Source organism: Pseudomonas oryzihabitans, from assembly GCF_006384975.1.
In the GTDB taxonomy this organism is placed as follows: domain Bacteria; phylum Pseudomonadota; class Gammaproteobacteria; order Pseudomonadales; family Pseudomonadaceae; genus Chryseomonas; species Chryseomonas psychrotolerans_B.
Genome location: NZ_CP021645.1, coordinates 2,641,934 through 2,668,471 on the forward strand (window position 1 = coordinate 2,641,934; position 26,538 = coordinate 2,668,471).

General features: G+C 62.9%; 21 protein-coding genes and 1 tRNA gene. 16 read left to right on the top strand and 6 right to left on the bottom strand.

Going from position 1 to position 26,538, the window contains the following annotated elements; translation table 11 throughout:
* Nucleotides 1–6: 6 nt before the first annotated feature.
* Nucleotides 7–984, bottom strand: coding sequence for a GGDEF domain-containing protein (locus CCZ28_RS11775; RefSeq protein WP_140218217.1), 978 nt, complete (start codon nt 982–984; stop codon nt 7–9).
* A gap of 114 nt (nt 985–1,098) precedes the next feature.
* Entirely contained in the window at nt 1,099–2,286 is a 1,188-nt protein-coding gene (gene desA, locus CCZ28_RS11780) for a delta-9 fatty acid desaturase DesA (protein WP_140218219.1), read from the bottom strand.
* A 251-nt stretch (nt 2,287–2,537) separates the two neighbouring features.
* On the opposite strand from desA, the gene oscA reads away from it, so the two are divergent.
* From oscA to CCZ28_RS11810, 6 genes are all read left to right on the top strand, one after another.
* A complete protein-coding gene (gene oscA / locus CCZ28_RS11785; RefSeq protein ID WP_058785345.1) occupies nt 2,538–2,723 on the top strand; it encodes a sulfur starvation response protein OscA in 186 nt (61 codons plus the stop codon).
* A gap of 77 nt (nt 2,724–2,800) precedes the next feature.
* Nucleotides 2,801–3,802 carry a sulfate ABC transporter substrate-binding protein gene (locus CCZ28_RS11790; RefSeq protein ID WP_140218221.1) on the top strand — a complete coding sequence of 334 codons (1,002 nt, stop codon included), beginning with the start codon at nt 2,801–2,803 and terminating at the stop codon, nt 3,800–3,802.
* A gap of 105 nt (nt 3,803–3,907) precedes the next feature.
* On the top strand, nt 3,908–4,720 hold the full coding sequence (gene cysT / locus CCZ28_RS11795) for a sulfate ABC transporter permease subunit CysT (RefSeq protein ID WP_140218223.1): 813 nt from the start codon (nt 3,908–3,910) through the stop codon (nt 4,718–4,720).
* A gap of 10 nt (nt 4,721–4,730) precedes the next feature.
* Nucleotides 4,731–5,597 carry a sulfate ABC transporter permease subunit CysW gene (cysW, locus tag CCZ28_RS11800; protein WP_140218225.1) on the top strand — a complete coding sequence of 289 codons (867 nt, stop codon included), beginning with the start codon at nt 4,731–4,733 and terminating at the stop codon, nt 5,595–5,597.
* Between the two features lie 6 nt (nt 5,598–5,603).
* Nucleotides 5,604–6,572, top strand: a complete 969-nt coding sequence (locus CCZ28_RS11805; RefSeq protein WP_140218227.1) for a sulfate/molybdate ABC transporter ATP-binding protein — start codon at nt 5,604–5,606, stop codon at nt 6,570–6,572.
* Between the two features lie 245 nt (nt 6,573–6,817).
* The gene (locus CCZ28_RS11810) at nt 6,818–8,269 is read left to right on the top strand and encodes a methyl-accepting chemotaxis protein (protein ID WP_240795288.1); all 1,452 of its coding nucleotides are present in this window, start codon (nt 6,818–6,820) and stop codon (nt 8,267–8,269) included.
* A 27-nt stretch (nt 8,270–8,296) separates the two neighbouring features.
* Here the strand turns inward: CCZ28_RS11810 and CCZ28_RS11815 are convergent, their stop codons facing one another.
* The 3 genes from CCZ28_RS11815 to gabD form a co-directional block, all read right to left on the bottom strand.
* Nucleotides 8,297–9,502, bottom strand: a complete 1,206-nt coding sequence (locus CCZ28_RS11815; protein WP_140218231.1) for an HDOD domain-containing protein — start codon at nt 9,500–9,502, stop codon at nt 8,297–8,299.
* 114 nt (nt 9,503–9,616) lie between these two features.
* Nucleotides 9,617–10,897, bottom strand: coding sequence for a 4-aminobutyrate--2-oxoglutarate transaminase (gabT, locus tag CCZ28_RS11820; protein ID WP_140218233.1), 1,281 nt, complete (start codon nt 10,895–10,897; stop codon nt 9,617–9,619).
* A 231-nt stretch (nt 10,898–11,128) separates the two neighbouring features.
* Entirely contained in the window at nt 11,129–12,577 is a 1,449-nt protein-coding gene (gene gabD, locus CCZ28_RS11825) for an NADP-dependent succinate-semialdehyde dehydrogenase (protein WP_140218235.1), read from the bottom strand.
* A gap of 342 nt (nt 12,578–12,919) precedes the next feature.
* Between gabD and CCZ28_RS11830 the strand changes: the two genes are divergently transcribed.
* The 8 genes from CCZ28_RS11830 (at nt 12,920) to sugE (ending at nt 23,398) form a co-directional block, all read left to right on the top strand.
* Nucleotides 12,920–12,996, top strand: a tRNA-Arg gene (locus CCZ28_RS11830).
* A 253-nt stretch (nt 12,997–13,249) separates the two neighbouring features.
* Complete coding sequence (hsdR, locus tag CCZ28_RS11835; RefSeq protein ID WP_140221332.1) at nt 13,250–16,714, top strand: type I restriction-modification system endonuclease; 3,465 nt, start codon at nt 13,250–13,252, stop codon at nt 16,712–16,714.
* 103 nt (nt 16,715–16,817) lie between these two features.
* Nucleotides 16,818–18,329, top strand: coding sequence for an RNA-binding domain-containing protein (locus CCZ28_RS11840; RefSeq protein ID WP_140218237.1), 1,512 nt, complete (start codon nt 16,818–16,820; stop codon nt 18,327–18,329).
* 68 nt (nt 18,330–18,397) lie between these two features.
* Nucleotides 18,398–19,939 (top strand): HsdM family class I SAM-dependent methyltransferase, encoded by a 1,542-nt coding sequence (locus tag CCZ28_RS11845; protein WP_140218239.1) that lies wholly within the window; start codon nt 18,398–18,400, stop codon nt 19,937–19,939.
* Nucleotides 19,932–21,407: a restriction endonuclease subunit S gene (locus tag CCZ28_RS11850; protein ID WP_140218241.1), complete on the top strand. Its 1,476-nt coding sequence runs from the start codon at nt 19,932–19,934 to the stop codon at nt 21,405–21,407. The genes CCZ28_RS11845 and CCZ28_RS11850 overlap by 8 nt, the downstream gene beginning before the upstream one ends.
* A 25-nt stretch (nt 21,408–21,432) precedes the next feature.
* Nucleotides 21,433–22,368, top strand: a complete 936-nt coding sequence (locus tag CCZ28_RS11855; RefSeq protein ID WP_140218243.1) for a restriction endonuclease — start codon at nt 21,433–21,435, stop codon at nt 22,366–22,368.
* A 162-nt stretch (nt 22,369–22,530) separates the two neighbouring features.
* Entirely contained in the window at nt 22,531–22,917 is a 387-nt protein-coding gene (locus CCZ28_RS11860; RefSeq protein WP_140218245.1) for a hypothetical protein, read from the top strand.
* A 163-nt stretch (nt 22,918–23,080) separates the two neighbouring features.
* The gene (sugE, locus tag CCZ28_RS11865) at nt 23,081–23,398 is read left to right on the top strand and encodes a quaternary ammonium compound efflux SMR transporter SugE (RefSeq protein WP_140218247.1); all 318 of its coding nucleotides are present in this window, start codon (nt 23,081–23,083) and stop codon (nt 23,396–23,398) included.
* Nucleotides 23,399–23,410: 12 nt separating this feature from the next.
* Here the strand turns inward: sugE and CCZ28_RS11870 are convergent, their stop codons facing one another.
* Nucleotides 23,411–23,896 (bottom strand): hypothetical protein, encoded by a 486-nt coding sequence (locus CCZ28_RS11870; protein ID WP_140218249.1) that lies wholly within the window; start codon nt 23,894–23,896, stop codon nt 23,411–23,413.
* Nucleotides 23,897–24,005: 109 nt separating this feature from the next.
* On the opposite strand from CCZ28_RS11870, the gene CCZ28_RS11875 reads away from it, so the two are divergent.
* Nucleotides 24,006–25,088, top strand: coding sequence for a PQQ-dependent sugar dehydrogenase (locus CCZ28_RS11875; protein ID WP_167509233.1), 1,083 nt, complete (start codon nt 24,006–24,008; stop codon nt 25,086–25,088).
* A gap of 364 nt (nt 25,089–25,452) precedes the next feature.
* A complete protein-coding gene (locus tag CCZ28_RS11880; RefSeq protein WP_140218251.1) occupies nt 25,453–26,526 on the top strand; it encodes a saccharopine dehydrogenase family protein in 1,074 nt (357 codons plus the stop codon).
* The last annotated feature ends 12 nt before the right edge of the window (nt 26,527–26,538 follow it).

Below are 26,538 nucleotides of genomic sequence, written 5' to 3' on the forward strand. Positions count from 1 at the left end.
TTTCGTCTAGCCGTGAACGATCTGATCTTTACCCTGACGTTTAGCCTGGTACATAGCTTCGTCTGCGCGTACATACAGGGTATCCAGCGACATATCCCCCTCCCGCAGCACGGCTAAACCCTGACTGATGGTTACTTTGAGTGGACCGTCGGTCGTGGGCACGGCGAGCTGGCGTACCGCCCGCTGTAGACGGCTTCCGATCTGTAGCGCGAGGTCGGCATCACAGCCGGGCAGCAGCAGTGCGAATTCCTCGCCGCCGATGCGTCCGAAGAGGTCGCCACGACGGGTCGTCTGAACACCACACTCGGCAACACGCTGCAACACCTGATCGCCCATCTGGTGACCGAAGCGGTCGTTGATCTTCTTGAAATCATCGATATCGAGCAGCAGGAAAGCCAGCGGCTCCCCTTCACTCTGGGCGAACTCGAAGGCGCGTTGCGCGCTCTCGAAGAAATGCCGGCGATTGCTGCTGCGGGTCAGCACATCGGTGGTAGCCAGCCGCTGCAACTCTTCCTCCATGCGTTTCTTGTCGGTGATGTCTTCGGCGATGCCCACCACCAGCAGCGGCATGCCCGCTTCGCTGCGCTGGCTAACGAAACACTTGTCGCTGAGCCAACGGATTTCGCCATCGGCGCGAATGATGCGGTACTCGCGCGATTCGATGGCGCCCTGCTCGATCACCTGCTCCAGGGTACGCTGGGCGTATTCGAGGTCGTCGGGATAGATGTTGTTGAGCCAGGTGCTGTAGTCGCTCAGTACCAGGGACTGGGAGCGGCCAAAGATCTGGGCGTAGGCGGGGCTGACGTAGATGATCTGGCGGGTGCGCCAGTCCAGGGCCCAGAGCACCGCGTTGACGCTTTCCAGAAGGGCGCTGAAGAGCTGTTCGCGGTCGCGCAGGCGGTCGGCCTCAGCCCGCGAATGCAGGAGCGCCAGAAGATTCTCTTCGGGGGTCGGAAGAGCGGACAGCGAGGGTTGTTCATCCATATACAGGTGCGCCTAGAGCGGGGTCCTAAAGGCGTTAGAGACCGCCAGGACCAGCCAGGTTCAATCCGTACTAGGGGTAGCCCACCGGCTCGGTGGGCTTTTGTGAAACCCTTCTCAAGCGGTACCGGCGGGCCGCAGGGAGTAGGTCTTCAACTGTTCGGCGAACTCACGCAGGGACTGGATGCCACTGGCCTCGGCCTCGCCGATCCACTGCCGGGTCGCGGCCAGCATGTCGTGCCCGTTGGCACTGGTCCGCGCCCAGATCTGCTGCAGCGCCAGGCGCTTCTCGTAGATCAGCTTCAGCGTCTGGCTGTGCTCGAGCAATTCGTCGATCCGTACCTTGTGCCGGGTCTTGAGCAGGCTGGTCTCACGTGCCAGCAGGCTACGAGCGCGACGGAACAGCGGGCGCTGGGAAGGGGTGGCACTCACCCGCTCCTGACGCAGCAGCGGTCCGATCACCTGTTTGCGGTATTGCGCCATGATCTGGAAGCGGTTGTTGAGGATGGCCATGGCGGTATCCATGTCCAGCTGGCCCTTGCCTTCGACGCGATGGGCGATGGGCGCGATGCGATTGACCTTGGCCAGACGCAGCCAGGTGAACAGCTTGATCCAGGCCCAGCCCATGTCGAACTCCCAACGCTTGACCGACAGCTTGGCCGAGTTGGGATAGGTGTGATGGTTGTTGTGCAGCTCTTCGCCACCGATGAGGATGCCCCAGGGCACCAGGTTGGTCGCGGCGTCGCGGCACTCGAAGTTGCGATAGCCCAGGGCATGGCCCAGGCCATTGACCACCCCGGCGGCCCAGAACGGAATCCAGATCATCTGTACCGCCCAGACCGTCAGGCCCAGCGCGCCGAACAGGGCCAGGTCGATCAGCAGCATCAGACCGACGCCGAGGTTGCGGTGACGGGAATAGAGATTGCGCTCGACCCAGTCGTCCGGGCAGTTCTTGCCGTAGATGCGCAGGGTCTCGGCGTTGCTCGCCTCGGCCTTGTACAGCTCGGCGCCCTTGCGCATCACGGTGCTCAGCCCCTTGTGCACCGGGCTATGGGGATCGTCTTCGGTTTCACACTTAGCGTGGTGCTTGCGGTGGATAGCGGTCCACTCACGGGTGTTCATGGCGGTGGTCAGCCACAGCCAGAAGCGGAAAGCGTGCTTGAGGGCGGGATGCAACTCCAGCGACCGGTGCGCGGAGTAGCGATGTAGGTAGACGGTGACGCTGACGATGGTCAGGTGAGTCAGTACCAGGGTGACCACCACCAATTGCCAGACCGTCAGGTCGAGCAGGCCGTTATAGCTCATGGACGCAGAGGACCTCGCGCGAGATGGGTAGTGCAGCTGCCACGAAAAGTTCAGTGAACAGGCGTTCGCGCATTATTGCCGGGGTAGAGGAGAAATCCACCCCCACCTTTTGCTACACGGCATGTCCTTCACAGACAGCTAATTCTATAAGCGAATAAACAAAGCATTATTAGCAATTTTAAGAAATAACAACCTCCCTCCTATGATGGCGCCATCTTTCCTCCAACCACCTCACCTGAGGACGCCCGCCCATGAGCTCCGTTCCGTTCCGCAGCCTGGAAAACCAGGACGAAACCGCACTGCTCCGCGATATTCAGCAGGCCTTACGTGGCCTCAGGTTCGGCGCGATCGAGATCACCGTGCACAACGGCCAGGTGGTACAGATCGAGCGCAAGGAAAAATTCCGGCCCCAGACCGGCAATTCAAATAAGCATTGAGTTCACGAGGTCAGCGGACGAGCGGGCAAGACGCCCGCCAGACGGTGTCCGGATTTCTCACTTCAAGGAGCGCTTCCATGTCTATTCGCCGTTTCGCCCTGGCTGCTCTGGCCGGTGCCCTCTTCGCAGGTCAGGTTCATGCCGTCGAATTGCTCAACGTGTCCTACGACCCCACTCGCGAGCTCTACCAGCAGTACAACGCGGCCTTCATCAAGCATTGGAAAGCAGAAACCGGCGAAGACCTGACGATCAAGAATTCCCATGGTGGCTCCGGCAAGCAGGCGCGCTCGGTGATCGATGGCCTGCAGGCTGACGTGGTGACCCTGGCGCTGTCCGGTGACATCGACGCCTTGAATACCCACGGGCAACTGATCGACCCGAACTGGCAGCAGCGCCTTCCGGACAACAGCACGCCCTATACCTCGACCATCGTTTTCCTGGTGCGCAAGGGTAACCCCAAGCACATCAAGGACTGGGACGACCTGGTGAAGAAGGATGTCCAGGTCATCACGCCCAATCCCAAGACCTCCGGCGGTGCCCGCTGGAATTTCCTTGCCGCCTGGGCCTACGCCAAGGCCAAGTACGGCAGCGATGCCGAGGCACTCAAGTTCGTCACCGAACTCTATCGCCACGCCCCGGTACTGGACACCGGCGCCCGCGGCGCCACCATCAGCTTCGTGCAGCGCCAGCTCGGTGATGTGCTGATCGCCTGGGAGAACGAGGCCTATCTCGCCCTCAAGGAAGAAGGTGGTGACCAGCTGGAAATCGTCACCCCGTCCCTGTCTATCCTCGCCGAGCCGCCGGTGGCCTGGGTGGACAAGGTGGTCGAACGCAAAGGCACCCTCAAGCAGGCCAAGGCTTACCTGGAGTACCTCTATAGCCCCGAAGGGCAGCGGATCGCCGCGCAGAACTTCTATCGTCCCCGCGATCCCAAGGTAGCCGCGGAATTCAAGGACCAGTTCAAGCCAGTGAAGCTGGTGACCATCGAACAGGAATTCGGTGGCTGGAAGTCGGCTCAGCCGAAGTACTTCGCCGACGGCGGCGTGTTCGACAAGATCTTCACCGAGATCAACAAGTAAGGCTCTAGCCGGGACGGCTCACGCTGACCGGCCCGGAACAGGTATCGTTCCCCCCTCTGCGCCCTGGCGAATGCATCGCCGGGGCGCCTTGCAGAAGGACGTCTCATGTCTCGCCGCCTCTCCCCGGTCATACCCGGCTTCGGGTTGACCCTGGGATTCACCCTGAGCTACCTGGCGCTGATCGTCTTGATCCCGCTGGGCGCCATGTTCCTCCATGCCAGCCAACTGACCTTCGGGCAGTTCTGGTCGCTGATCACCGGACGCCAGGTACTGGCCGCCCTGCAGCTGTCCTTTGGGACCGCCCTGCTGGCAGCCTTCATCAATGGCATCCTGGGCACCCTGCTGGCCTGGGTGCTGGTGCGCTACGAGTTCCCAGGACGCAAGTTGATCGACGCCATGGTCGATCTGCCCTTCGCGCTGCCCACCGCAGTGGCCGGTATCGCCCTGACGGCGCTCTATGCCCCCAATGGACTGATCGGCTCGCTGTTTCCCTTCAAGATCGCCTACACCCCCATCGGCATCACCCTGGCGCTGATCTTCGTCACCCTGCCCTTCGTGGTGCGCACCCTGCAGCCGGTGCTGGCGGACATCCCCAAGGAAATCGAGGAAGCCGCCACCTGCCTGGGTGCCCGGCCTTGGCAGGTGTTCCGCTACGTGCTGGTGCCAACCCTGCTGCCGGCCTGGCTGACCGGCTTCGCCCTGGCCTTCGCCCGCGGCGTGGGCGAGTACGGCTCGGTGGTGTTCATCGCCGGCAACATCCCCTTCAAGACCGAAATCCTGCCGCTGCTCATCGTCTCCAAGCTGGACCAGTACGACTACACCGGTGCCACTGGCATCGGGGTGTTCATGCTGCTGGTGTCCTTCGTCATGCTGCTGCTGATCAACCTCCTGCAGCGCCGCATCCAGCCCAACATCTAAGGACGTTCGCATGAGCCTCACGAGTTCGACCAAAGCCGATGCGCGGGCCCGAGCGCAGCGCACGCCGGTGGCCATCGCCCTGATCGCCAGCGCCTGGCTGATCTTCCTGCTGATCCTGGTCCTGCCGCTGTACATGGTGCTGACCCAGGGCCTGGCCGAGGGCCTGGGCGTCTTCTGGACAGCCATCAGCGAGCCGGATGCGATTTCGGCGCTGAAGCTGACGCTGCTCGCCACCGCCATCTCGGTGCCGCTGAACCTGGTGTTCGGCCTGGCGGCGGCCTGGTGCGTGACCAAGTTCGAGTTCACCGGCAAGAGCCTGCTGATCACCCTGATCGACCTGCCCTTCTCGGTCTCGCCAGTCATCGCCGGCCTCATCTACGTGCTGCTGTTCGGCGCCCAGGGGCTGCTGGGCCCTTACCTGCAGAGCGTCAACGTGCAGATCGTCTTCGCCGTGCCCGGCATCGTCCTGGCGACGATCTTCGTCACCTTCCCCTATGTGGCCCGCGAGCTGATCCCGCTGATGCAGGAACAGGGCACCCAGGAGGAAGAGGCCGCCCGTCTGCTGGGCGCCAGTGGCTGGCAGCTGTTCTGGCACGTGACTCTGCCCAACGTGAAGTGGGCACTGATCTATGGGGTGGTGCTGTGCACCGCGCGGGCCATGGGTGAGTTCGGCGCGGTATCGGTGGTTTCCGGGCACATCCGCGGCCTGACCAACACCCTGCCGCTGCACATCGAGATTCTCTACAACGAATACAACATCGTCGCCGCCTTCAGCGTGGCGATCCTGCTGCTGATGATGGCCCTGGTGATCCTGCTGCTGCGGCAGTGGAGCGAAAGCCACCTGAGCCGCGAACTCCAGCACCGTGATGAGGAATAAGGCGCCATGAGCATCGAGATCCAGGGTATCAACAAGCGTTTCGGCGCCTTCCAGGCGCTCAAGGACATCAACCTGCACATCGAGAGCGGCGAGCTGGTCGCCCTGCTCGGCCCGTCCGGCTGCGGCAAGACCACCCTGCTGCGCATCATCGCCGGTCTGGAATCGCCGGACGCCGGCAACATCGGCTTCTATGGCGAGGACGTCTCCGGCCGCGACGTGCGTGATCGCAACGTCGGTTTCGTCTTCCAGCACTACGCGCTGTTCCGCCACATGACGGTGTTCGACAACGTCGCCTTCGGCCTGCGCATGAAGCCGCGCCGCGAGCGCCCGAGCGAGGCGCAGATCGCCAGCAAGGTGCATGAGCTGCTGAACATGGTGCAGCTCGACTGGCTGGCCGATCGCTATCCGGAGCAACTCTCCGGCGGTCAGCGCCAGCGCATCGCCCTGGCCCGCGCCCTGGCGGTGGAACCCAAGATCCTGCTGCTCGACGAGCCCTTCGGCGCCCTGGACGCCAAGGTGCGCAAGGAGCTGCGCCGCTGGCTGGCCAGGCTGCACGACGAGATCCATCTGACCTCGGTATTCGTCACCCACGACCAGGAGGAAGCCATGGAGGTGGCGGATCGCATCGTGGTGATGAACAAGGGGCAGATCGAGCAGGTCGGCACGCCCGGCGAGGTCTACGAGCAACCGGCGAGCGACTTCGTCTATCACTTCCTCGGCGACTCCAATCGCCTGGCACTGGGCGAGCAGGAGGTGCTGTTCCGGCCCCACGAGGTGGAACTGGAGCGCGAGGCGCGGCCCGGCTATCACGCCGCCGAGGTGCGCGATATCCGCCCGCTGGGAGCCATCACCCGGGTTACCCTGCGGGTGCCGGAGCAGGCTGAGATGATCGAGGTGGAGCTGGTCAAGGATCATCCGGCGCTGATCGGACTGCAACGGGGCACGCCGCTGCACTTCCTGCCGCGCACTCCCTGAGCCGCACCTATGGTCGGCTGCGACGAAAGTCGTAGCCGATATCATCAGACAATCATTGCAACCTCTGGAAAACTGGCTCCATGATCGCAACGTCGAAATCCGTCACGGTTTCGGCGTCGACCCGAGCACAAAAACAAGGAGGTCGCATGCCCAAGCGCTGGCTAGCCGTGCTGTCGTTTCACTTGGTAGCGCTCGCTGGCGCGCTGCTGCTCTGGCAGGTATTCGCCCTACCAATGGCAGTCGGCATGGGGCTGACCCTGCTCGCCGCGCTCTGGCCCTGGCTGCTGCTGCGCCCCAACTCCCCGCCTCCCGCGCCCGCCGAGACCGGAGAGGAACTCACCCGCGATCTTTCCCGCAGCACGGCGCGCAATGCCGTGGCCATCGCGGGTGTCGCCTATGCGGCGCAACAACTGGCGGCCAAGGTACAGTCCCAGGCCAGTGCCGCCGCTCAGATTTCCACCAGCGCCGCGTCCCTCACCCACACCGAGCAGGACAGTGCCAGCAGCGCGCGCCAGGCCCTGGACGTGGTGCGGCAGGTGCACGAGCGCAGCGAGGTCGGCCAGGCGGCCCTGAGTTCGGCGATCCGCGCCATCCAGGCCCTGGGCGATCACGCCCGCGAAAGTCGGGAATTGATCGCCGGCCTCAGCGCCCGTACCGACAAGATCCAGCAGGTCACCGAAGTCATCCAGGCCATCGCCAGCCAGACCAACCTGCTGGCACTCAACGCCGCCATCGAGGCGGCACGCGCCGGCGAGCACGGTCGCGGTTTCGCCGTGGTGGCCGATGAGGTTCGCGGCCTGGCGGCGCGGACGTCTCAAGCCACCGGCGAGGTGGGATTGATCGTCGCTGACATCAGCCAGCAGACCGGCGCGGTGGTCAGCCAGATCCAGCAACTCGCCAATGCTCTGGAGGACGGTGTCCGCCAGGTAGAACAGACGGGCGAAGGGCTGCAGGAGATCGCGCGCCTGGCGCAGACCGCCGAGCGCCAGGCCGAGGATATCGCCCAAGGCACCTCGGCCAATCTCGCCCAATTGGAAAGCCTGGCCCAGGCGGTGGACCAGGTACATAGCGATCTGGCCGACAGCGAGCGCCAGACCAGCCGCCTGAGCAGTGCCGCCGACGAACTGGTGGACATGGCCGAAGCCACCAGTGAGCGCCTGGCCGAAGTCGGCCTGGACAGTTATCACCAACGCATCTTCGAACTGGCGCGCCAGGGCGCGGATGCCATCGGCCAGCGCTTCGAGGACGACCTGGCGGCCGGACGCATCACCCAGGACGCCCTGTTCGACCGCCAATACCAAGCCGTTCCCGGCAGCCAGCCGCCCAAGTACCGTACGCGCTTCGACAGCTACACCGATGGCGTGCTGCCGGCAATCCAGGAGCCCCTGCTGGCACAGCATCCGGGCCTGGTGTTCGTCATCGCCTGTACTCCCGAGGGCTACGTGCCCACCCACAACCAGGCCTTCTCCCACGCCCTCACCGGCGATCTGACGGTGGATACGGCACGCAGCCGCAGCAAGCGCATCTTTGGCGATCGCACCGGCAAGCGTTGCGGCAGCCACCAGCGGCGGCTATTGCTGCAGACCTACATGAGGGATACCGGCGAGGTGATGCACGACCTTTCGGTGCCGATCATGGTGAACGGTCGGCACTGGGGCGGGCTACGGCTGGGCTATCGACCCGATACGGCGCGCTAGGCTTTGCCTTGAAAGGTCGGCAGCTCTTCAGACCGCCGAGGACAGCTTGAGCTGGCTGACGGCCAGCTTCCACACCGGCGGCTCCAGGCCGAGCATGCGCCCGGCCTTGTGCTCGATGAGGGCCTCGATTTCCTCGTCTGCGGTCAGGCTCGCGGCGTGGGCGGCCAGGTGCAGGATCAGCGAGGGCTTGGGCAGCACCCCGTGCAGGCTGTGCACCGCGGCCACCAGCTCGCGTAACTCCAGCGGCAGGCGCCAATGCCGCTGCAACTCGGTGGAAAACTCCAGGCTGTAGCGCGCCAGGGCACGTTCCACCGCCGCCTCATCGACGAGGCCGCCACCATCGCTCCAGCGCTGCAACCCCTGCAGCACGGCCAACTCGCCAAGGCGATGCAGCAGGCCTCCGGTGTAGCAGCGTTCGGCGTCTTCGCGGACATAACGGAGCGCCAGTAGCCGAGCACAGTCGGCTGCGCGCTGGGCAACGTGCAGGTAGCCCTCGGCGCGTCCGGACAGCAACGGATGACCGAGCCGCGTCGCTCGCCTGAGGCTCAGGCCCAGGACCAGATTGAGGGTAAAGCCAACCCCCAGGCGTGGCAGGGCCTGGCTGAGTGTCTGGCAGGATTGCCCCACGCGCTGGGAGGCGCTATTGGCGGCGGCGATCAGGGTCGCGGTGACCAGCGGGTCCTGACCGAATTCCGTTTCCAGCTCGCCCAGGCTGCAACTCGCGCTATCACGGCAGCGCTGGATGATACTGGGCAGGTCGGCGAACAACGGTACGGCGTCGATCTCCGCAGCCATTCGCTGCAGATAGTCGTCCAGCGTCCCCATCGACTCGGCCTGGCCGGCATGGGTGTCCTCGCCCGCGGGCGGCAACAGGCTGCGCAACCGGCGCAACACCTCTTCGGCGGCGTAGGGTTTCACCAGGTAGGCGGTGGGCGCCAGGCGCAGGGCGGCGCGTACATAGGCGGCATCGGCTTGATCGGACAACAGGATGACCGGCTGCAGGGGCTGGACACCGCGCTGGCGGATGCGGCGTAGAAGGTCGAGTCCATCGCAATCGGCGGGACCCTCGACGATGACCAGGGCGCATCTCTTGCGACGATCCAGTTCGGCGAGCGCCTGGTAGCCGTGGCCATATTCGTGAACCAAGGCATCGGCGCGCACGGCGAGGACAAGTGACTTGAGCAGGTCACGGGTCCAGGGATTGGCATCGACGATCAGTATCAGGGGCGGCATCCCAACCCACTCCTGCTCAAGGTAAGCGAAGCGGCGGATGATGCGTCAAACCTGGGCTTTCTGCCAAGCCCGTCACAACCGAACCGCCCTCTTTCGAGGGCGGCCGGCTAGCACTCAGCCCAATTCAGCGAAACACTCGCCGATAATGGCCAAGCCACGATCCAGCTCTTCGTCGCTGGCGGTCAGCGGCACCAGAATGCGCAGCACGTTGCCGTAGCTGCCACAGCTGAGCAGGATCAGGCCCTTCTGGCGCGCGCGGACGACGATCTGGCTGGTCAGCTCGGCATCGGGCTGTTCGACGTCGCCGCCCTTGCCCAGCTCCATAGCGATCATGGCGCCCAGGCCACGCACCTCGCAGATCTGCGGGTGCTTGGTCGCCAGCTCACGCAGGCCGGCGGTGAGGCGTTCGCCCACGGCCTTGGATCTGTCCAGCAGGTTCTCCTGCTCGAAGGTCTCGATCACCGCCAGGGCGGCGGCACAGGCGATGGGGCTACCGGCATAGGTGCCGCCCAGGCCACCTGGAGCGACGGCGTCCATCACCGTGGCGCGACCGGTCACGCCCGACAGCGGGAAACCACCGGCGATGGACTTGGCGAAGGTCACCAGGTCGGCGTCGACGCCCATCTGCTCCATGGCGAAGAAGGTCCCGGTGCGACCGGCGCCGGACTGGACTTCATCAGCGATCAGCAAGATGCCGTGGGTGTCGCAGAGCTTGCGCAGGCGCTGCATGAAGTCCTTGGGCGCCGCATAGAAGCCACCCTCGCCCTGCACCGGCTCGAGGATGATGGCAGCCACGTCGCCGGGTGCGGCATCGTTCTTGAAGATGCGCTCGACGCTGGCGATGGCGTCATCGACGCTGATGCCGTGCAGCTCGCAGGGGTACAGCGCGCGATAGACGCCGCCGGGCATCAGGCCCATGCCGGCCGAATAGGGCGCGACCTTGCCGGTGAGCGACAGGGTCATCATGGTGCGACCGTGGTAGGCGCTGGAGAAGGCGATGACGCCGGCGCGCTGGGTGGCGGCGCGGGCAATCTTGACGGCGTTCTCCACCGCTTCGGAGCCGGAATTGAACAGTGCGGTCTTCTTCGGGAAGTTGCCCGGCACCAGTTCGTTGAGCTTTTCGCAGACTTCGACGTAGGGCTCGTAGGCCAGCACCTGGAAGCAGGTGTGGGAGACCTTGGTCAGTTGCTCCTGCACGGCCGCCACCACGCGCGGATGCAGATGGCCGGTGTTGAGCACGGCGATACCGCCGGCGAAGTCCAGGAACTCGTTGCCCTCGACGTCCCAGACCTTGGCGTTCTCCGCGCGGGCGACGAAGATCGGGTGGGTCTGGCCGACGCCACGGGCGACGGCGGCGCTGCGGCGGTGCATCAGGGAATCATTGGTGTGGCTCATTGCAGTCCTCGATGGCCGCTCATCGTGCGGCCGGCTACGGAAAAAGCGCGGACCGGATTCCGGGCAGCATACGATGATCGACTGCCAACGGCCCGGCGTCCGCGCCGGGAAAATCTGTGGGTCAGGCTGGAGCGCTGTTGGGCTTCGACGGTGGAGCCGTCTCAACCCAACCTACCTTGATCGTAGGTTGGGTTGAGCGCAGCGAAGCCCGACAGACCAGCCGGCGTCGGGTCAGATGCCCAGGCAGAGGTACTTGATCTCCAGGTAGTCCTCGATGCCGTACTTGGAGCCTTCGCGGCCCAGGCCCGAGGCCTTGACGCCACCGAAGGGGGCGACCTCGTTGGAGATCAGGCCGGTGTTGATGCCGACCATGCCGTACTCCAGCGCCTCGGCCACGCGGAACACGCGGGACAGGTCGCGGGCATAGAAGTAAGAGGCCAGGCCGAACTCGGTGTCGTTGGCCAGCTCGATGACCTCGGCCTCGTCCTTGAAGCGAAACAGCGGCGCCAGCGGGCCGAAGGTCTCTTCCTTGGACACCTTGGCGCTCTTGGGCACATCGGCGAGGATGGTCGGTTCGAAATAGCTGCCGCCATTGGCGTGGGCCTTGCCACCGGCGATGACCTTGGCGCCCTGGCTCACGGCGTCGTCGATGTGCTCCTGGACCTTGGCGGCGGCCTTGGCGTCGATCAGCGGGCCGATGGTCACGCCCTCTTCCAGGCCGTTACCGACCTTGAGCTTGGCCACGGCAGCTTTGAATTTCTCGGCGAAGGCCTCGTAGACACCGTCCTGGATGTAGAGGCGATTGACGCAGACGCAGGTCTGGCCGGCGTTGCGGTACTTGGAGGCGATGGCGCCTTCCACGGCCTTGTCCAGGTCGGCGTCGTCGAAGACGATGAAGGGGGCGTTGCCACCCAGCTCCAGCGACAGCTTCTTGATGGTCGGTGCGCTCTGTTCCATCAGCTTGGCACCGATCTCGGTGGAGCCGGTGAAGGAAATCTTGCGCACGATGGGGCTCTCGGTCAGCTCGGCACCGATCTCGGTGGCGGAGCCGGTGACCACGCTCAGCACGCCCTTGGGAATGCCGGCGCGCTCGGCCAGCTCGGCCAGGGCCAGCGCCGAGTACGGGGTCTGGCTGGCGGGCTTGATGACCATGGTGCAACCGGCGGCCAGGGCCGGGCCAGCTTTACGGGTGATCATCGCGGTGGGGAAGTTCCACGGCGTGATGGCAGCGGTGACGCCGATGGGCTGCTTGATCACCAGGATGCGCTTGTCAGCCTGGTGGCCGGGGATGGTGTCGCCGTAGATGCGCTTGGCTTCCTCGGCGAACCACTCGATGAAGGAGGCGGCATAGGCGATCTCGCCCTTGGCTTCGGCCAGCGGCTTGCCCTGCTCCAGGGTCATCAGGCGGCCCAGGTCGTCCTGGTTCTCGATCAGCAGTTCGTACCAGCGACGCAGCTTGGCCGAACGCTCCTTGGCGGTCAGGGCCCGCCAGGCCGGCAGGGCGCGGTTGGCGGCGTCGATGGCGCGCTTGGTCTCGGCGCGGCCGAGCTTGGGAATGGTGCCCAGGGTCTCGCCGGTGGCGGGGTTGTCCACGCTGACGGTGGCGCCGCTGTCGGCGTCGATCCAGGCACCGTCGACATAGGCTTGCTGGCGAAACAGGGAAGCATCTTTGAGCTGCATTACGGTCTCCTTGGCTGAAAGGGCCGGAAGCAAGGGCATGACACCCCTGCGCCTGCGATAAGGTCAGGCTTGGCAACGCTGGCATGGCCAGCATTCAGTGCCCGCTGCTGAAACATCCGCACCGACGCGGGCGTTCGAAATATTGAACGCATCCTAGGAGAATCCTGAACCCCTGTGCAAGAGCGATTGGGAGGTTTTCTCAACAGCCTTTCTTCTCTTTATGCAGCCCTTGCCACACCCGACGAAACAGTCGTTCAAAATCAACAACATCGTGCATCCGGGCATGGACGGTCCGATGCAAGGTGAGTATGATGGCGACCGATTCAGCGTCACCGAATCGCTGCACTCGTAGCTCAGCTGGATAGAGTACTGCCCTCCGAAGGCAGGGGTCGTGGGTTCGAATCCCGCCGAGTGCGCCATCTCCCGTTCACCACTGTTGCAGTCGCGTGAACGCCGCCAAAGCCCGCCATCGAGCGGGCTTTGTTGTTTCTGGAATGTCCCAAGACTTCCATTTATCGAAGCGCCGTCGAGCTTTCCCCTATCCAGTACTAAGCTATTCGACGTTCAAAGGTTGAGCGTGGCTAGCCAAATACATCATCCATTGTGTCTGGCATCATGCATCTGCAACGCCGTTACTTCCGCATTGCCGCTGAAGAATTCAAGGGATGGAGCATGGCAGAGAGCAGTAACTTCGCTTTTTTCAAGGAGCACGACCCGGTCTTTTTCCAACTTGCCAATGCCGCCGAGCGCGTATTTGCCAGTGACCCCAACACGACGCTGATCAAACTGCGCCAGTTGGGCGAAGCCCTGGCCCAAGACCTCGCGGTGAGAGCGGGTATCGAGCTCGATAGCATCACTACTCAAGCTGACCTGCTATATCGCCTGAGCCGTGAAATTCAGCTCGATGGCAACATCCGTAATCTTTTCCACACGCTGCGCGTGGAAGGTAACAAGGCTACCCACGGATTCCGCACCCAGCATCGCGAGGCATTGGATGGACTGAGGGTCGGCCGCGCCTTGGCAATCTGGTACCACCAGTCGTTCGGCAACGGCGGCAGTACGTTCAAGCCAGGGCCTTTCATCACGCCGGTCGATCCGAGTGAGCCGTTGCGTGATCTGCAGGGGCAGATCGAAAGACTTCGTACTGAGCTGAGCGAAAGTCGCCAGCAGTTGGAGAGCAACAACCAGCTAGCCGAGCTACTGACGCAAGAAAAGGCAGAGCAAGCCAGTCTCGCCGAGAAAATGAACGAGGACGCTCGTGTTTACGAGCAACTTGCTCAGGAGCGCGAAGAGGAACTGGCCAAGGCGCGAGCCGATTTCGAGATTCGACTCAAAGCACTGCAGCAGCAGCTCGAAAACCAGCCGCAAGCGGCGCAACAGGTCACCCGCAGAATTCAGCAGGCGACCAGCCAGTTCGACCTCAACGAAGACCTCACCCGCATCCTCATCGATCAACAATTGAACGATGCCGGCTGGGAAGCCGATTCGCTCGACCTGACCTACGGCAAGGGTGCTCGACCCGAGAAAGGCAAGAACAAAGCCATCGCCGAATGGCCTACCTGCAAGCCTAACGAAGATGCCGATTACGTGCTGTTCGCCGGTCTCACCCCGGTGGCTATCGTCGAGGCCAAGCGCAAGCGCATCAACATCGCTAACCGCATCCCCCAGGCCGAGCGCTATTCGCGTCAGCTAATCATTACCGGTGATCTGCAATCGGTCGGGCAAGGCCTTGGCTGGGCGGATGGCCAGGGCGGCTACTTCAAGGTCCCGTTCGCCTTCGCCTGCAATGGCCGCCCCTTCATCAAACAGCTCGCCGAGCTGTCGGGCATCTGGTTCCGCGACCTGCGTACCCCAGCCAACCTACGCCGGCCGCTACAGGACTTCCATACCCCTAGTGGTCTGCTCGACCTGCTCAAACGTAGCCGTGACGAGGCGGAAGCCAAGCTTCAGCAGGAGGGCTTCGCCTACCTGAAGCTACGCAATTATCAGGAAAACGCCATCAAGGCCGTCGAGCAGGCACTGGCCGACGGCCGTCGCCAATGCCTACTGGCAATGGCGACTGGTACCGGCAAGACCCGCACCATAATCGGATTGATGTACCGCCTGCTGAAAGCCGAGCGTTTCCACCGCATCCTCTTTTTGGTCGACCGCAGCGCTCTTGGCCAACAAGCCATAGAGGCTTTCAACGAAGCGACGTTGGAGCAAAACCAAACGTTGGCGCAGATCTACGACGTCAAGGAACTGGGCGACATGGCCGCCGAGGCTGCAACACGGGTCCAAGTTGCCACCGTGCAAGCCATGGTCAGGCGCATCTTCCAATCGGACACCCCACCGCCCATCGATGCCTTCGACTGCATCATCGTCGACGAAGCCCATCGTGGTTACACCCTCGATCAGGAAATGACCGAAGGCGAACTGGCGATGCGCGACTTCAATCAGTACCTATCGCAATATCGTCGCGTGCTCGACTACTTCGACGCCTGTCGCATCGGGCTCACCGCGACGCCCGCCAAGCACACCAGTGAAGTCTTCGGCGCGCCGATTTTCACCTATAGCTACCGCGAGGCCGTGGCCGACGACTGGCTGATTGATCACGAACCGCCGATCCGCTACCAGACCCAACTCAGCCAGAGCGGTATCCATTTCGCCAAGGGCGAGAGCGTCAGCGTCATCGATACCAGTACCGGTGAAGTGGATGTCGCCGAGCTCGAGGACGAACTCGATTTCGAGATCGAGTCCTTCAACCGCCGTGTGATCACGCCAGGTTTCGACCAAGTCATCTGTGAACAACTGGCTCAGGAGCTCGACCCGTCGGGAGACGAAAAGGCGATGATTTTCTGCGTCAACCAGGCTCATGCCGAACGGGTAAAGAATCTGCTCGATGCAGCCTTCAAGGACGTCCACGGCGAGGCTTACAACCAGTCCGCCGTGCAGATCATCACCGGGCAGAGTGACAAGGTCGAACAACTGATCCGCCAGTACAAGAACGAACGCTACCCGAGCATTGCCATCACGGTCGACCTCTTGACCACCGGCATCGACGTGCCAAGTATCTGCCATCTGGTGTTCATGCGCCGGGTACGTTCGCGCATCCTTTATGAACAGATGAAGGGCCGCGCAACGCGTCGCTGCGATGAAATCGGCAAGACGGTCTTCAAGATCTACGACCCGGTCGAGCTGTACGCCGCCCTCGCCCCCGTAGACACCATGAAGCCCCTGGTGAAAGACCCGAACATCAGCCTTGACCAGTTGGTCAGCGAGCTGATCAACCCGGCCAGCCTCGAGGCTCCTGGTAACCAGCCAGACACCAGCCATGCCCACGATGTACTGGACCAGCTCAGCCAGAGGGTCATGCGCATCCTACGCAAGGCCAGCCACAAGGCTGAGACCAAGCCAGTCCTCAAAAACAAGCTTGCCGAACTAGAAGACGCCTGGGGGGTTGCCCCGGACAAGCTCCACCAGCATCTGCATCAGCTCGGTCCGCAACAGGCTGCACAATTCATTCAGCAACATGCCCAATTGCTCCAACAGTTGGCCACGGTCAACGCGCTGCTCGGATCAGAGAACTACCCGGTGATCTCCACCCACACGGACGCGCTCATGGTCCGCGAGCAGAACTATGGCAAATACCAGAAGCCTGCCGACTATCTGGAAAGCTTCAATGACTTCATCAAGAACCAGTTGAACCAGTCGGTGGCGCTCGGTGTGGTAGTCAACCGCCCGCAAGACCTGACCCGCGAACAGTTGCGTGAAGTGCGCCTGCTACTCGACGCGCACGACTACAGCGAGGCGAACCTGCAAAGCGCCTGGCGCAACCAGACTAATCAGGAAATCGCGGCCAGTATCGTCGGCTTCATCCGTCAAGCCGCCCTCGGTGAAGCGCTGCGACCCTTCGAGCAGCGCGTAGCCAAGGCCATGGAAGCGATCTACGCCCTGCAACCCTGGACGCCGGTTCAGCGCAAATGGCTGGATCGCCTAGCCAAGCAACTGGTGCACGAGGTCGTCATCGATGAAAAACAGATTGGCGAAGCCTTCAGAAACGACGGCGGCAGCACGCGGCTGGATAGGCTGCTCGGTGGCAACCTCAGCGTGGTGCTGGAAGCTTTGAACGATAACCTGTGGGTACAAACGGGATGAGACAGATCCCGAATGGTGGATTGGTCAGAGCGCTCAGCCATGACGGACAATGCGCCCTCCTCCTGCCACAGGCCCTATCCGCTGCGCTATCCAGAGACGCTTCATGACCCTTGCCGAACTCAAGCAGATCCTTGCCCGGGGTGAGGACAGCCGTCACCAGTTCAAGCGTGACTTCAGCAATATCGATGCTTTGACTGCCGAACTGGTGGCGTTCGCCAATACGGCTGGTGGCTATCTGCTGATTGGCGTGGATGATTCCGGTGCGATCAGCGGTTTGAGTGGCACCGACGTGGCACGGCTCAATCAGCTGCTGTCCAACGCGGCTTCGCAACACATCAAGCCGGCAATCAACCCTTTATCCAGCAACCTCCAGACCGACCATGGACTGGTCATGATCGTGACGGTCGAACAGGGGCTTAATCGTCCTTATGTCGACAACCACGGGCATATCTGGGTGAAGAGTGGTGCCGACAAGCGGCGGGTCACGGCTCGTGAAGAACTCCAGCGCCTGTTCCAGCAGGCTGGACTGGTATACGCCGATGCGGTGCCCGTAGCAGGCAGCAGCCCGGCGGATATCGATACCAAGGCGCTAGGTGAGTATTTTCAACGCCGCTTTCGGCAAAGCCCCGAGCAGGCCGGCCTGGACACCGCCCGCATACTGGACAACCTAGGCCTCGCCAGTGACGGCACACCCAATCTGGCAGGCTTGCTGCTGTTCGGCCAAGTACCACAGCGCTGGTGCCCCGCCTTCGACATCAAGGCCGTGGCCTTTCCCGGTACGGTGCTGCATGACCGCCACTACCTCGACAGCGAAGATATCGACGGCAATCTGCAGGAGCAGTACCGCCGCAGCCTGGCCTTCATCAAGCGCAACCTGCGTCATGTGCAGCGCCAGCAGGGCTTCAATAGCCTCGGCCAGTTGGAAGTACCCGAAGAGGTATTCGAGGAGTTGCTGGTCAACGCCTTGATCCACCGCGACTACTTCGTTAGCGCCTCCATCCGCTTGCTGATCTTTGCCGACCGCATCGAGTTGATCAGCCCTGGGCACCTGCCGGATGTGCTCAATACGGAGAAGATTCGCTTCGGCCTATCCAACCGGCGCAATCCGACACTCACCTCCCATGCCGTGCATATCCTGCCCTATCGCGGCCTGGGTACCGGCATCCCGCGTGCGATCGATGCCTGGCCGGAGATCGAGCTGCATGATGACCGGCAGAGCAATCAGTTCCAGGTAGTGATCAAGCGGCCCGTGGAAAGAGGGACTCTTTCGGGCCCAAGTGGGGACCAAGTCGGGACCAAGTCGGGACCAGGTAGGGACTCAGTAGGGACCGAGTCATCAGCAGCTGGCATCCAACCCGAGCCGCGTCCGCCCTTGCAGCCAGAGCAAGCCATACTGCTGCAGAGGATGACCGGCGACCACGCCGTGCCCGAGTTGATGACCTTCGTCGGGCGCAGCAACCGCAGCAAATTCCGTGAGCAGGTCCTGGCCCCCCTGCTGGTACTGGGCCTGGTCGAGATGACCATTCCGAACAAACCCAGCAGCAGCAAGCAGCGCTATCGCCTGACCGCAGCCGGCCGCGCGCTAAAGGCTGAACCAGGCAGCCAAGACCACTGAATCCAGACAACCATGACGATTCGCCAGAACTCTACGGCGCCTTGTCCATTTTTCAGCATAGGTACCCCATGACCCAATCCGACATCGTCCAGAAATTGTGGAATCTCTGCGACGTCCTGCGTGACGACGGCATCAACTACAGCGATTACGTCACCGAGCTGGTGCTGCTGCTGTTCATCAAGATGGAATACGAGCAGGTACAGAACGACGAGAACTTCGGCCACAAGCTGCCCGCAGGCGCGCGCTGGCCGGACCTGGCGGGCAAATCCGGTCTCAACCTGCTCGACTACTACCGACAGCTGCTGCTGGACCTGGGCAAGAACCCGGACCCGCTGATCGCCGCCATCTACGCCGATGCCCAGACGCGCCTCAAGGAGCCGCGCCACCTTGAGCAGCTGATCAAGAGCCTCGACGGCATCGACTGGTTCAGCGCCCGCGAAGACGGCCTTGGCGACCTCTATGAAGGCCTGCTGGAAAAGAACGCCAGCGAGACCAAGTCCGGCGCCGGCCAGTACTTCACCCCGCGCCCGTTGATCGACAGCATCATCCGCTGCCTCAAGCCGCAACCGGGCGAGACCATCCAGGACCCGGCCGCCGGTACCGCGGGCTTTCTCATCGCCGCCGATGCCTATATCAAGCAGCACACCGATGACCTCTACGACCTCGATGACAGGGCGCGCCGCTTTCAGCGCACCCAGGCCTACGTCGGCGTCGAACTGGTGCCCGGCACCCGCCGCCTGGCGCTGATGAATACCCTGCTGCATGGCATGGAAGGCGATGCGGAAGGCGTGGTGCACCTGGGCAACGCCCTTGGCCAGGTCGGCGCCAGCCTGCCCAAGGTGGACGTGATCCTCTCCAACCCACCCTTCGGCACCGCCAAGGGCGGCGGCGGCCCGACTCGTGATGACCTCACCTACCGCACCAGCAACAAGCAACTGGCCTTCCTGCAGCATATCTACCGTGGCCTCAAGCCCGGCGGCCGCGCCGCCGTGGTACTGCCGGACAACGTGCTGTTCGAGGCCGGCGTGGGCACCGAGGTGCGCCGCGACCTGATGGACAAGTGCAATCTGCACACCATCCTGCGTCTACCCACCGGCATCTTCTATGCCCAAGGCGTGAAGACCAATGTGCTGTTCTTTCAGAAGGGCGCGGCCGACAACCCACGCCAGGAAGAGCGCTGCACCCAGCGCGTCTGGATCTATGACCTGCGCAGCAATATGCCCAGCTTCGGCAAGCGCACCCCCTTCGGCCCCACCTACCTCAAGCCATTCGTGGATGCTTATGGCGAGGACCCCAATGGCAACAGCCCACGCGCCGAGAACGTCGAGGGCATCGGCGAGACTAGTCGCTTTCGCTGCTTTACCCGTGAGCAAATCCGCGAACGGGGTGATTCGCTGGATATCAGTTGGCTCAAGGACGAAAGCAGTCTGGACGCTGCTGACCTTCCCGCCCCGGAAGTGCTGGCGGGTGAAGCCATGGCCGAACTGACCGAGGCGCTGCATGAGCTGGAAGAGCTGATGAAGGCGCTGGGTGCGGGAGATGAAGTGGTGGCGCAGAAGCAGTTGATGGCGGAGGTGATGGGGTTGGAAGTAGGAGCTTGCAATGAATGAGCTACCAACAGGATGGGCTGAAGCAAGTATCAGTGACTTGGCGGACCTAAATCCCAAACAAGCATTCGATGATGAAGCTACTGCTGGTTTCGTACCGATGTCCCATGCGCCAACCAACTTTCTAGATAAGCTGCGTTTTGAGGAGCGTCCTTGGGGCGATATCAAGAAGGCTTACACAAACTTCAAAAATGGCGATGTGATTTTCGCCAAGGTCACGCCCTGTTTTGAAAACGGCAAGGCCGCCTATGTCGAGGGATTGCCTAACGGAATAGGCGCGGGAAGCAGCGAGTTTTTCGTGCTTCGCCCAAGCTGCGATGATGTCTCGAGCAAATACCTGTTAGCTCTAGTCAAGAGCCACAACTTCCTACGCGAAGGCGCAGAAAACATGACTGGCGCAGTCGGCCTACGCCGCGTGCCTAAGCAATTTGTAGAGAGCTACCCGGTAAAGGTGCCGCCCGCCGCCGAACAAACCCGCATCGCCGCCAAGCTCGACGAACTGCTGGCACAGGTTGATACCCTGAAAGTCCGCATCGACGGCATCCCCGCGCTGCTCAAGCGCTTTCGCCAGTCCGTTCTCGCTGCCGCCGTTTCCGGGAAGTTGACCGAGGAATGGCGGACGCTAAACGACGCCGAGTCCGTGAATAGTTATATTCAAAACATAAGATCGAAACGTCTCCAGCTGTGGCAAGAAACGCAGGTAAACAGCCTAAGAAGATCTCAATACAAAAAACCAGATGATCTTCTTGATGAAGAATTTCCGGAACTTCCAGAAAAATGGATGTATTGTTCCGTTTCGGAAATCAGCAGCAGAGTCACCTATGGGCTCACGGTCAGACCTTCATATGTCGAAATCGGTGCTCCGGTTATTTCAGCGAAGGAAATAAAAAGCGGAGTCATAGACTATGAAAATGCAAAAAGGATTAGCTTTGCCGATCATAAATCGCAACGCGAAAAATGCAAAATATTTCAAGGCGATATCTTATTTAGCAAAACAGGAACAATTGGCTCAGTTGCGCGAGCGGACAGAGACATAGCTTGTTGCTCGTCTCAAAATGTTGCTGTGGTCTCTCCCCTAATAAATTCGAAATTTGTCGCAATTGTTTTTAGGAGTAAATTGATTCAGGACCTGGCCACTCGAAACATAAAAACCACGGCGATTCCTGATCTCCAGCTCGGGGTTATCTCAAGGTTTCCTGTCCCCCTGACCAGCGAAAGAGAGCAAATCGAAATCGTCCGCCGCGTCGAGCAACTTTTCTCCGTCGCCGACCAAGTCGAACTCTTTTTCAAGGTCGCACAGGCGCGTATCGACCGCCTGACCCAGAGCATCCTAGCCAAAGCCTTCCGCGGCGAACTGGTGCCCCAGGACCCGAACGACGAGCCGGCTAGCGTGTTGCTGGAACGCATCAAGGCTCAACGCGCCGCTGCACCTAAGGCCAGGCGTGGTCGACAAGCCGCCAAGCTGAGCTAAATCTTTTTTAGGAAGAAAACGAACCATGTCCGTGCCGACCTACGACCAGTTCATCGAGCCCATCCTGCGTTTTCTCGCTGCCCACCCGGAAGGCGCCACAGCGGGTGAGACGCACGAAGCGGCTGCCCAGGCGTTGGGCCTCAGTGAGGCGCAACGGCAGGAGACCATCGCCAGTGGCCAGCCTACCTACAAGAACCGCTCGGGGTGGGCGCACGATAGGCTCAAGCGCGCCGGCTATTCCAGCAGCGCCAAGCGTGGCTATTGGCAGTTGACCGACAGCGGCAGCGTCTTTGCCCTGGCCAATCCAGCCCCGCTGAGCCACGAGCAGGTCGAACATCTGGCGTTGAATTTCATCAGCGTGCAACTCAAGCCGGCACCAGATGCCGCCTCGCTGGATGAGGGCAACGACACACCCGCGCCGCTCGTTCAGGCCGACCTCGCCACCAGCAGTCCCCAGGAGCGCCTGAACCAGGCCATCCTCGAGCTACGCACCAGCGTGGCGGGCGATCTGCTGGACAGCCTGCTGCAGGCGAGCCCAACGCGCTTCGAGCACATCGTGCTCGACGTGTTGCATCGTCTGGGCTACGGCGCGAATCGCCAGGCGCTGCAGCAGGTGGGTGGCAGTGGCGATGGCGGCATCGACGGGGTGATCTCGCTGGATGCCCTGGGGCTGGAAAAGGTCTATGTGCAGGCCAAGCGTTGGCAGGGAACCGTCGGCCGCCCTGACCTGCAGGCCTTCTATGGCGCCCTGGCCGGGCAGAAGGCCAAGCGGGGTGTCTTCATCACCACCTCCGGCTTCACCGCCCAGGCTGTCGACTTCGCGCGCTCGGTCGAAGGACTGGTGCTGGTCGATGGTAAGCGCCTGGTCGACCTGATGCTCGACCATGAGGTCGGCGTCACCTCACAGCTCTATAAGGTGCCCCGGCTCGACAGCGACTACTTCGACGAATCACTGGGCTGAGTTGGCGCCGCCTTACGCTTCCCACCGGCCACCCGAGCAGGCCAGGCCCAGCGTGGGTCAGTCTTTGCCGAAAGGCGCTTGCCAGAGCCCTAGCGCCTGAACCAAGCGCCTGTTGCGGGCTCTCAAGAGGTCTCACCTACGGTAAGCCCCGAGGAGCTCTGGATGAAATCCCTGATTCCCCTGCTGCTATTGCCTCTCGCCCTGGGTGCCTGCACCAAGGAGCAGGGTCGCCCAGACGATCTCGGTCTGCCCAGTTGCGATCTGGCGCAGCAGCGCGCCTTGCCGGGTGAGCTGGGTGGGTCGATCACCGATCCGCTGCAGGCGCATATTTCCATGCGCGCCAATGTGCTGCAGGCGGATGTGAGCACGGCGCGGATCGCTCGGCGGATCAGTCAGCAGCAGGCGAACCAGTTCAGCGAGCGCATCGCCCAGGTGCGGCAGCGGAGCGATGACTTCGTCAAGCAACAGGGCTTCCTGAGCGCGGCGGAGCGGGCCAGTTTCGATCGGGAGTTCGATGGGATCGCCGAGCAGATTTGCAAGCCGCATTAGGTGAGCGACAAGCCCTACGGGTCGAAAGGCCCGGGCGCGACCGTTAGGATAGCGCCGCCGATCCGGCGGTGAGGTCTTGCCGCCCTTCTCTTCCAGCCCTGGGGACACCCCCAAGATCGGTGGGCAACGTTCCGGGACGGCCCGGTGTCATAGGAGGCCGTTTGTGGCTTGGTTCTATCTGGTGTGTGCGGGATTGCTCGAGGTGGTCTGGGCATTCTCTATGAAGCAGTCCGCGGGTTTCTCGCGCCTCACCCCGACGGTGATCACCCTGGTCGCCATGGTGGCGAGTGTGGCGCTCTTGTCGATTTCCATGCGCAGCCTGCCGCTGGGCACCGCCTATACGATCTGGACCGGCATCGGCGCTGTGGGTGCCTTCGTGGTGGGCATCCTGGTGCTGGGTGAGGCGGCGAGTCCGCTGCGGATCCTGGCCGCCGCGCTAATTGTCAGCGGGCTGGTGTTGATGAAGCTGACCTCGTCCTGAGGGGGCTTTCGCCTAGCGCAGGACGCCTGCCCGGTCAGCGGCGGGCCGGACCAGCCAGATGAACAGCAATCCGCCCACCAGGCCGCCCACGGCCATTGCCAGCAGGCCGTCCAGGGTGCGGGTGGCGTAGATGAGCACCGGCATGGGGGCGAAGGCATCGATCAGGCGGATGGCGGCGATCAGGCTGACGCTGGTGGCCAGCGGCAGCAGGCAGGCCCGGTAGGCAACGCTGCCGCGCCCCAGCCAGAAGGCGGCGGCAAAGGCTGGTAACCAAGCGGCGAGCACGATGGCGGCGTAGACGGGTCCGAAACCCAGCAGATCCTGCAACGAGGTCTGCCAACGGGTAGCGGCGTCTATCCGCTGCCCCAGGCCCTGCAGCGCGGCCAGGTTGTACTGGGTCTGCACCAGGCTGCCCCAGGCGGTGGCCAGCAGCAGGGCGGCGGCGAAGGCCAGAAGCGTGCGGGGTCTGAGCAAGGCGCGCCAGAGCGGTTTGGACATGAGCGGACGTTCTCGAAGAGAGGTAATGATGGTAGCGACAGCGGATGCCTGGGGTAGACCTCGGCCGTTGCGTAAAGCTTCCGGGCGCTGGGCCTGGTTTGTGTTGCCAATGATTCTGCTTGGCGGCTCGCTGGCCATGGCAGCGCCGGCCTACCGGATCGAGACGGTGGCGACCGGGCTCGCGCGGCCCTGGTCGCTGGCCTTCCTGCCCGATGGCCGGGCGCTGCTGACCGAGGGCGCCGGACGGCTGCGACTGCTGGTGCCCGACGCTCAAGGCCGGCTCAGCCTGCAGGAGGCGGCTGTGACCGGGCTGCCCGAGCTGTACACCGAAGGCCAGGCCGGCCTGTTCGAAGTGCTGCCTGACCCGGACTTTGCGAACAACCAGCTGCTCTATCTCTCCTACGCGTCAGGCACGCGCGAGGCCAATCATCTGCAGGTGGTGCGCGCGCGGTTGGACGGCATGCGCCTGCAGGACGTCCAGACGCTGTTCAGCAGCCAACCGGCCAAGCCCTTCGGCCAGCACTTCGGAGCGCGCATGGCGCTGCTGGGCGACGGTACCCTGGCCATCGCCCTGGGCGATGGCAATGTGGAGCGTACCGACGCCCAGCGACTGGATACCCATCTGGGCAAGATCGTGCGGGTGACCCGCGACGGCGGAGTGCCAGCAGACAATCCCTTCGTCGACCGTCCTGGCGCCCTGCCGGAGATCTACAGCCTCGGCCATCGCAATCCCCAGGGGCTGGTCTGGGTAGCCGAGCGCCAGGCGCTGTACGAGCACGAGCATGGCTCCAAGGGCGGCGACGAGCTGAATCTGATTCGCGCCGGCGCCAACTACGGCTGGCCGCTGACTACCGGCGGGGTGGACTACACCGGCGCACGCATCACACCCTTCCGCGACTTGCCGGGGATCACTCCACCGCTGCTGGAGTGGACGCCCTCCATCGCCCCAGCCGGCATGACCTGGTACGACGGCACGGGTTTTCCCGCCTGGCGGGGCAGCCTGTTCGTGGCCGCGCTGCGGGAAAAGTCGGTGCGACGGATACCGCTGGTGGACGGCAAGCCCGGCCAGCAGGAGCTGTTGTTCCAGGAGCTGGACCAGCGACTGCGCGATGTACGCAGCGGACCGGATGGCAATCTCTGGCTGCTCACCGATGGCGAGGAAGGCCAGTTGCTGCGGGTGGTGCCGGGTTAGGTAGTGATTGCAGCCGAGGTGGTTAGCCGGGGTGCCGACCCTACACACCACTGATCGTGGCCATGCCGGTGCGCCGTAGCGACCGCCCCTACCGGACGCCGTAGGTTGGGTTGAGCGCAGCGAAGCCCAACACTGCCCAAGCTGAACATCCCTGTTGGGCTTCGACGATGAAGCCGTCTCAACCCAACCTACGGTCTATCCAAAGCCTGTGGCGGCAACGTTTCGGCTCAAAAGCGAAACGCTCCGTCGAAACGACGGCACACTCGACGATTCGACCAATAAATAACAACGATTCGACGCTCTGACGCTCACATTTGACAGCGCCGCTTTTTAAGCTGGAGCCTTCAACCACGGAGGATCCGCCATGAAAGTCACCCTGCTCGGCGCCGGCCATATCGGCTACACCATTTCCCAACTGCTGCATGCCAGTGGCGACTATCAGGTGACGGTGGCGGATCGTGACGAACGGGCCCTGGCCGCCATCGCGGCCCTGGGTGTACGGACCCGCACCCTGGATACCGCCGACGCTGCCGCCCTGACCGCCGCCCTGGACGATCAGGACGTGGTGCTCAACGCCCTGCCCTATCACCTGGCGATTCCCGTGGGCCAGGCGGCCAAGGCCACCAATACCCACTACTTCGACCTGACCGAAGATGTGAAGGCCACCAAGACCATTCGCCAGCTGGCCGAGGGCGCGAGCAACGCCTTCATGCCCCAGTGCGGCCTGGCGCCGGGCTTCATCGGCATCGCCGCCCATTCGCTGGCCAAGCGCTTCGACAGCGTGCGCGAAGTGAAGATGCGCGTCGGCGCCCTGCCGGAATTCCCCACCAATGCCCTGAAGTACAACCTGACCTGGAGCGTCGACGGCCTGGTCAACGAGTACTGCCACCCCTGCGAGGCGGTGCGCAACGGCGAGCTACAACTGGTGCAGCCGCTGGAAGGCTTGGAGCACTTCTCCCTGGACGGCGTGGAATACGAGGCCTTCAACACCTCGGGCGGCCTGGGCACCCTCTGCGAGACCCTGCAGGGCCAGGTGGAAACCCTGGACTACAAGACCGTGCGCTATCCCGGTCACCGCGACCTGATGAAGTTCCTGCTGGAAGACCTGCGCCTGGCGGGTGACCAGGAACAGCTCAAGGGCATCCTGCGCGGCGCCGTGCCCACCACCATGCAGGACGTGGTGCTGGTGTTCGTCACCGTCAGCGGTTTGCGTGACGGCAAGCTGGTGCAGGAGGTGTTCAGCCGCAAGATCTTCGCCGCCGAGCGCGACGGCCGCCTGACCAGCGCCATCCAGATCACCACCGCCGCCGGTATCTGCACCGCCCTGGACCTGTTCCGCGAAGGCAAGCTGCCGCAGCGCGGCTTCATCGCCCAGGAGCAGGTGGACATGGACGCCTTCCTGGCCAACCGTTTCGGCAAGGCCTACCAGCCGGCCTGATCGTGGAAGCTT

What these genes read in the sequence shown, in the direction of transcription:
- CCZ28_RS11775 (WP_140218217.1), bottom strand. Translation starts at nt 984, where the DNA reads ATGGATGAACAACCCTCGCTGTCCGCTCTTCCGACCCCCGAAGAGAAT.
- CCZ28_RS11875 (WP_167509233.1), top strand. Translation starts at nt 24,006, where the DNA reads ATGATTCTGCTTGGCGGCTCGCTGGCCATGGCAGCGCCGGCCTACCGG.
- desA (WP_140218219.1), bottom strand. Translation starts at nt 2,286, where the DNA reads ATGAGCTATAACGGCCTGCTCGACCTGACGGTCTGGCAATTGGTGGTG.
- CCZ28_RS11840 (WP_140218237.1), top strand. Translation starts at nt 16,818, where the DNA reads ATGACCCTTGCCGAACTCAAGCAGATCCTTGCCCGGGGTGAGGACAGC.
- CCZ28_RS11880 (WP_140218251.1), top strand. Translation starts at nt 25,453, where the DNA reads ATGAAAGTCACCCTGCTCGGCGCCGGCCATATCGGCTACACCATTTCC.
- gabD (WP_140218235.1), bottom strand. Translation starts at nt 12,577, where the DNA reads ATGCAGCTCAAAGATGCTTCCCTGTTTCGCCAGCAAGCCTATGTCGAC.
- CCZ28_RS11855 (WP_140218243.1), top strand. Translation starts at nt 21,433, where the DNA reads ATGTCCGTGCCGACCTACGACCAGTTCATCGAGCCCATCCTGCGTTTT.
- CCZ28_RS11860 (WP_140218245.1), top strand. Translation starts at nt 22,531, where the DNA reads ATGAAATCCCTGATTCCCCTGCTGCTATTGCCTCTCGCCCTGGGTGCC.
- oscA (WP_058785345.1), top strand. Translation starts at nt 2,538, where the DNA reads ATGAGCTCCGTTCCGTTCCGCAGCCTGGAAAACCAGGACGAAACCGCA.
- CCZ28_RS11870 (WP_140218249.1), bottom strand. Translation starts at nt 23,896, where the DNA reads ATGTCCAAACCGCTCTGGCGCGCCTTGCTCAGACCCCGCACGCTTCTG.
- CCZ28_RS11845 (WP_140218239.1), top strand. Translation starts at nt 18,398, where the DNA reads ATGACCCAATCCGACATCGTCCAGAAATTGTGGAATCTCTGCGACGTC.
- cysT (WP_140218223.1), top strand. Translation starts at nt 3,908, where the DNA reads ATGTCTCGCCGCCTCTCCCCGGTCATACCCGGCTTCGGGTTGACCCTG.
- gabT (WP_140218233.1), bottom strand. Translation starts at nt 10,897, where the DNA reads ATGAGCCACACCAATGATTCCCTGATGCACCGCCGCAGCGCCGCCGTC.
- CCZ28_RS11850 (WP_140218241.1), top strand. Translation starts at nt 19,932, where the DNA reads ATGAATGAGCTACCAACAGGATGGGCTGAAGCAAGTATCAGTGACTTG.
- CCZ28_RS11790 (WP_140218221.1), top strand. Translation starts at nt 2,801, where the DNA reads ATGTCTATTCGCCGTTTCGCCCTGGCTGCTCTGGCCGGTGCCCTCTTC.
- hsdR (WP_140221332.1), top strand. Translation starts at nt 13,250, where the DNA reads ATGGCAGAGAGCAGTAACTTCGCTTTTTTCAAGGAGCACGACCCGGTC.
- CCZ28_RS11810 (WP_240795288.1), top strand. Translation starts at nt 6,818, where the DNA reads ATGGGGCTGACCCTGCTCGCCGCGCTCTGGCCCTGGCTGCTGCTGCGC.
- CCZ28_RS11805 (WP_140218227.1), top strand. Translation starts at nt 5,604, where the DNA reads ATGAGCATCGAGATCCAGGGTATCAACAAGCGTTTCGGCGCCTTCCAG.
- CCZ28_RS11815 (WP_140218231.1), bottom strand. Translation starts at nt 9,502, where the DNA reads ATGCCGCCCCTGATACTGATCGTCGATGCCAATCCCTGGACCCGTGAC.
- cysW (WP_140218225.1), top strand. Translation starts at nt 4,731, where the DNA reads ATGAGCCTCACGAGTTCGACCAAAGCCGATGCGCGGGCCCGAGCGCAG.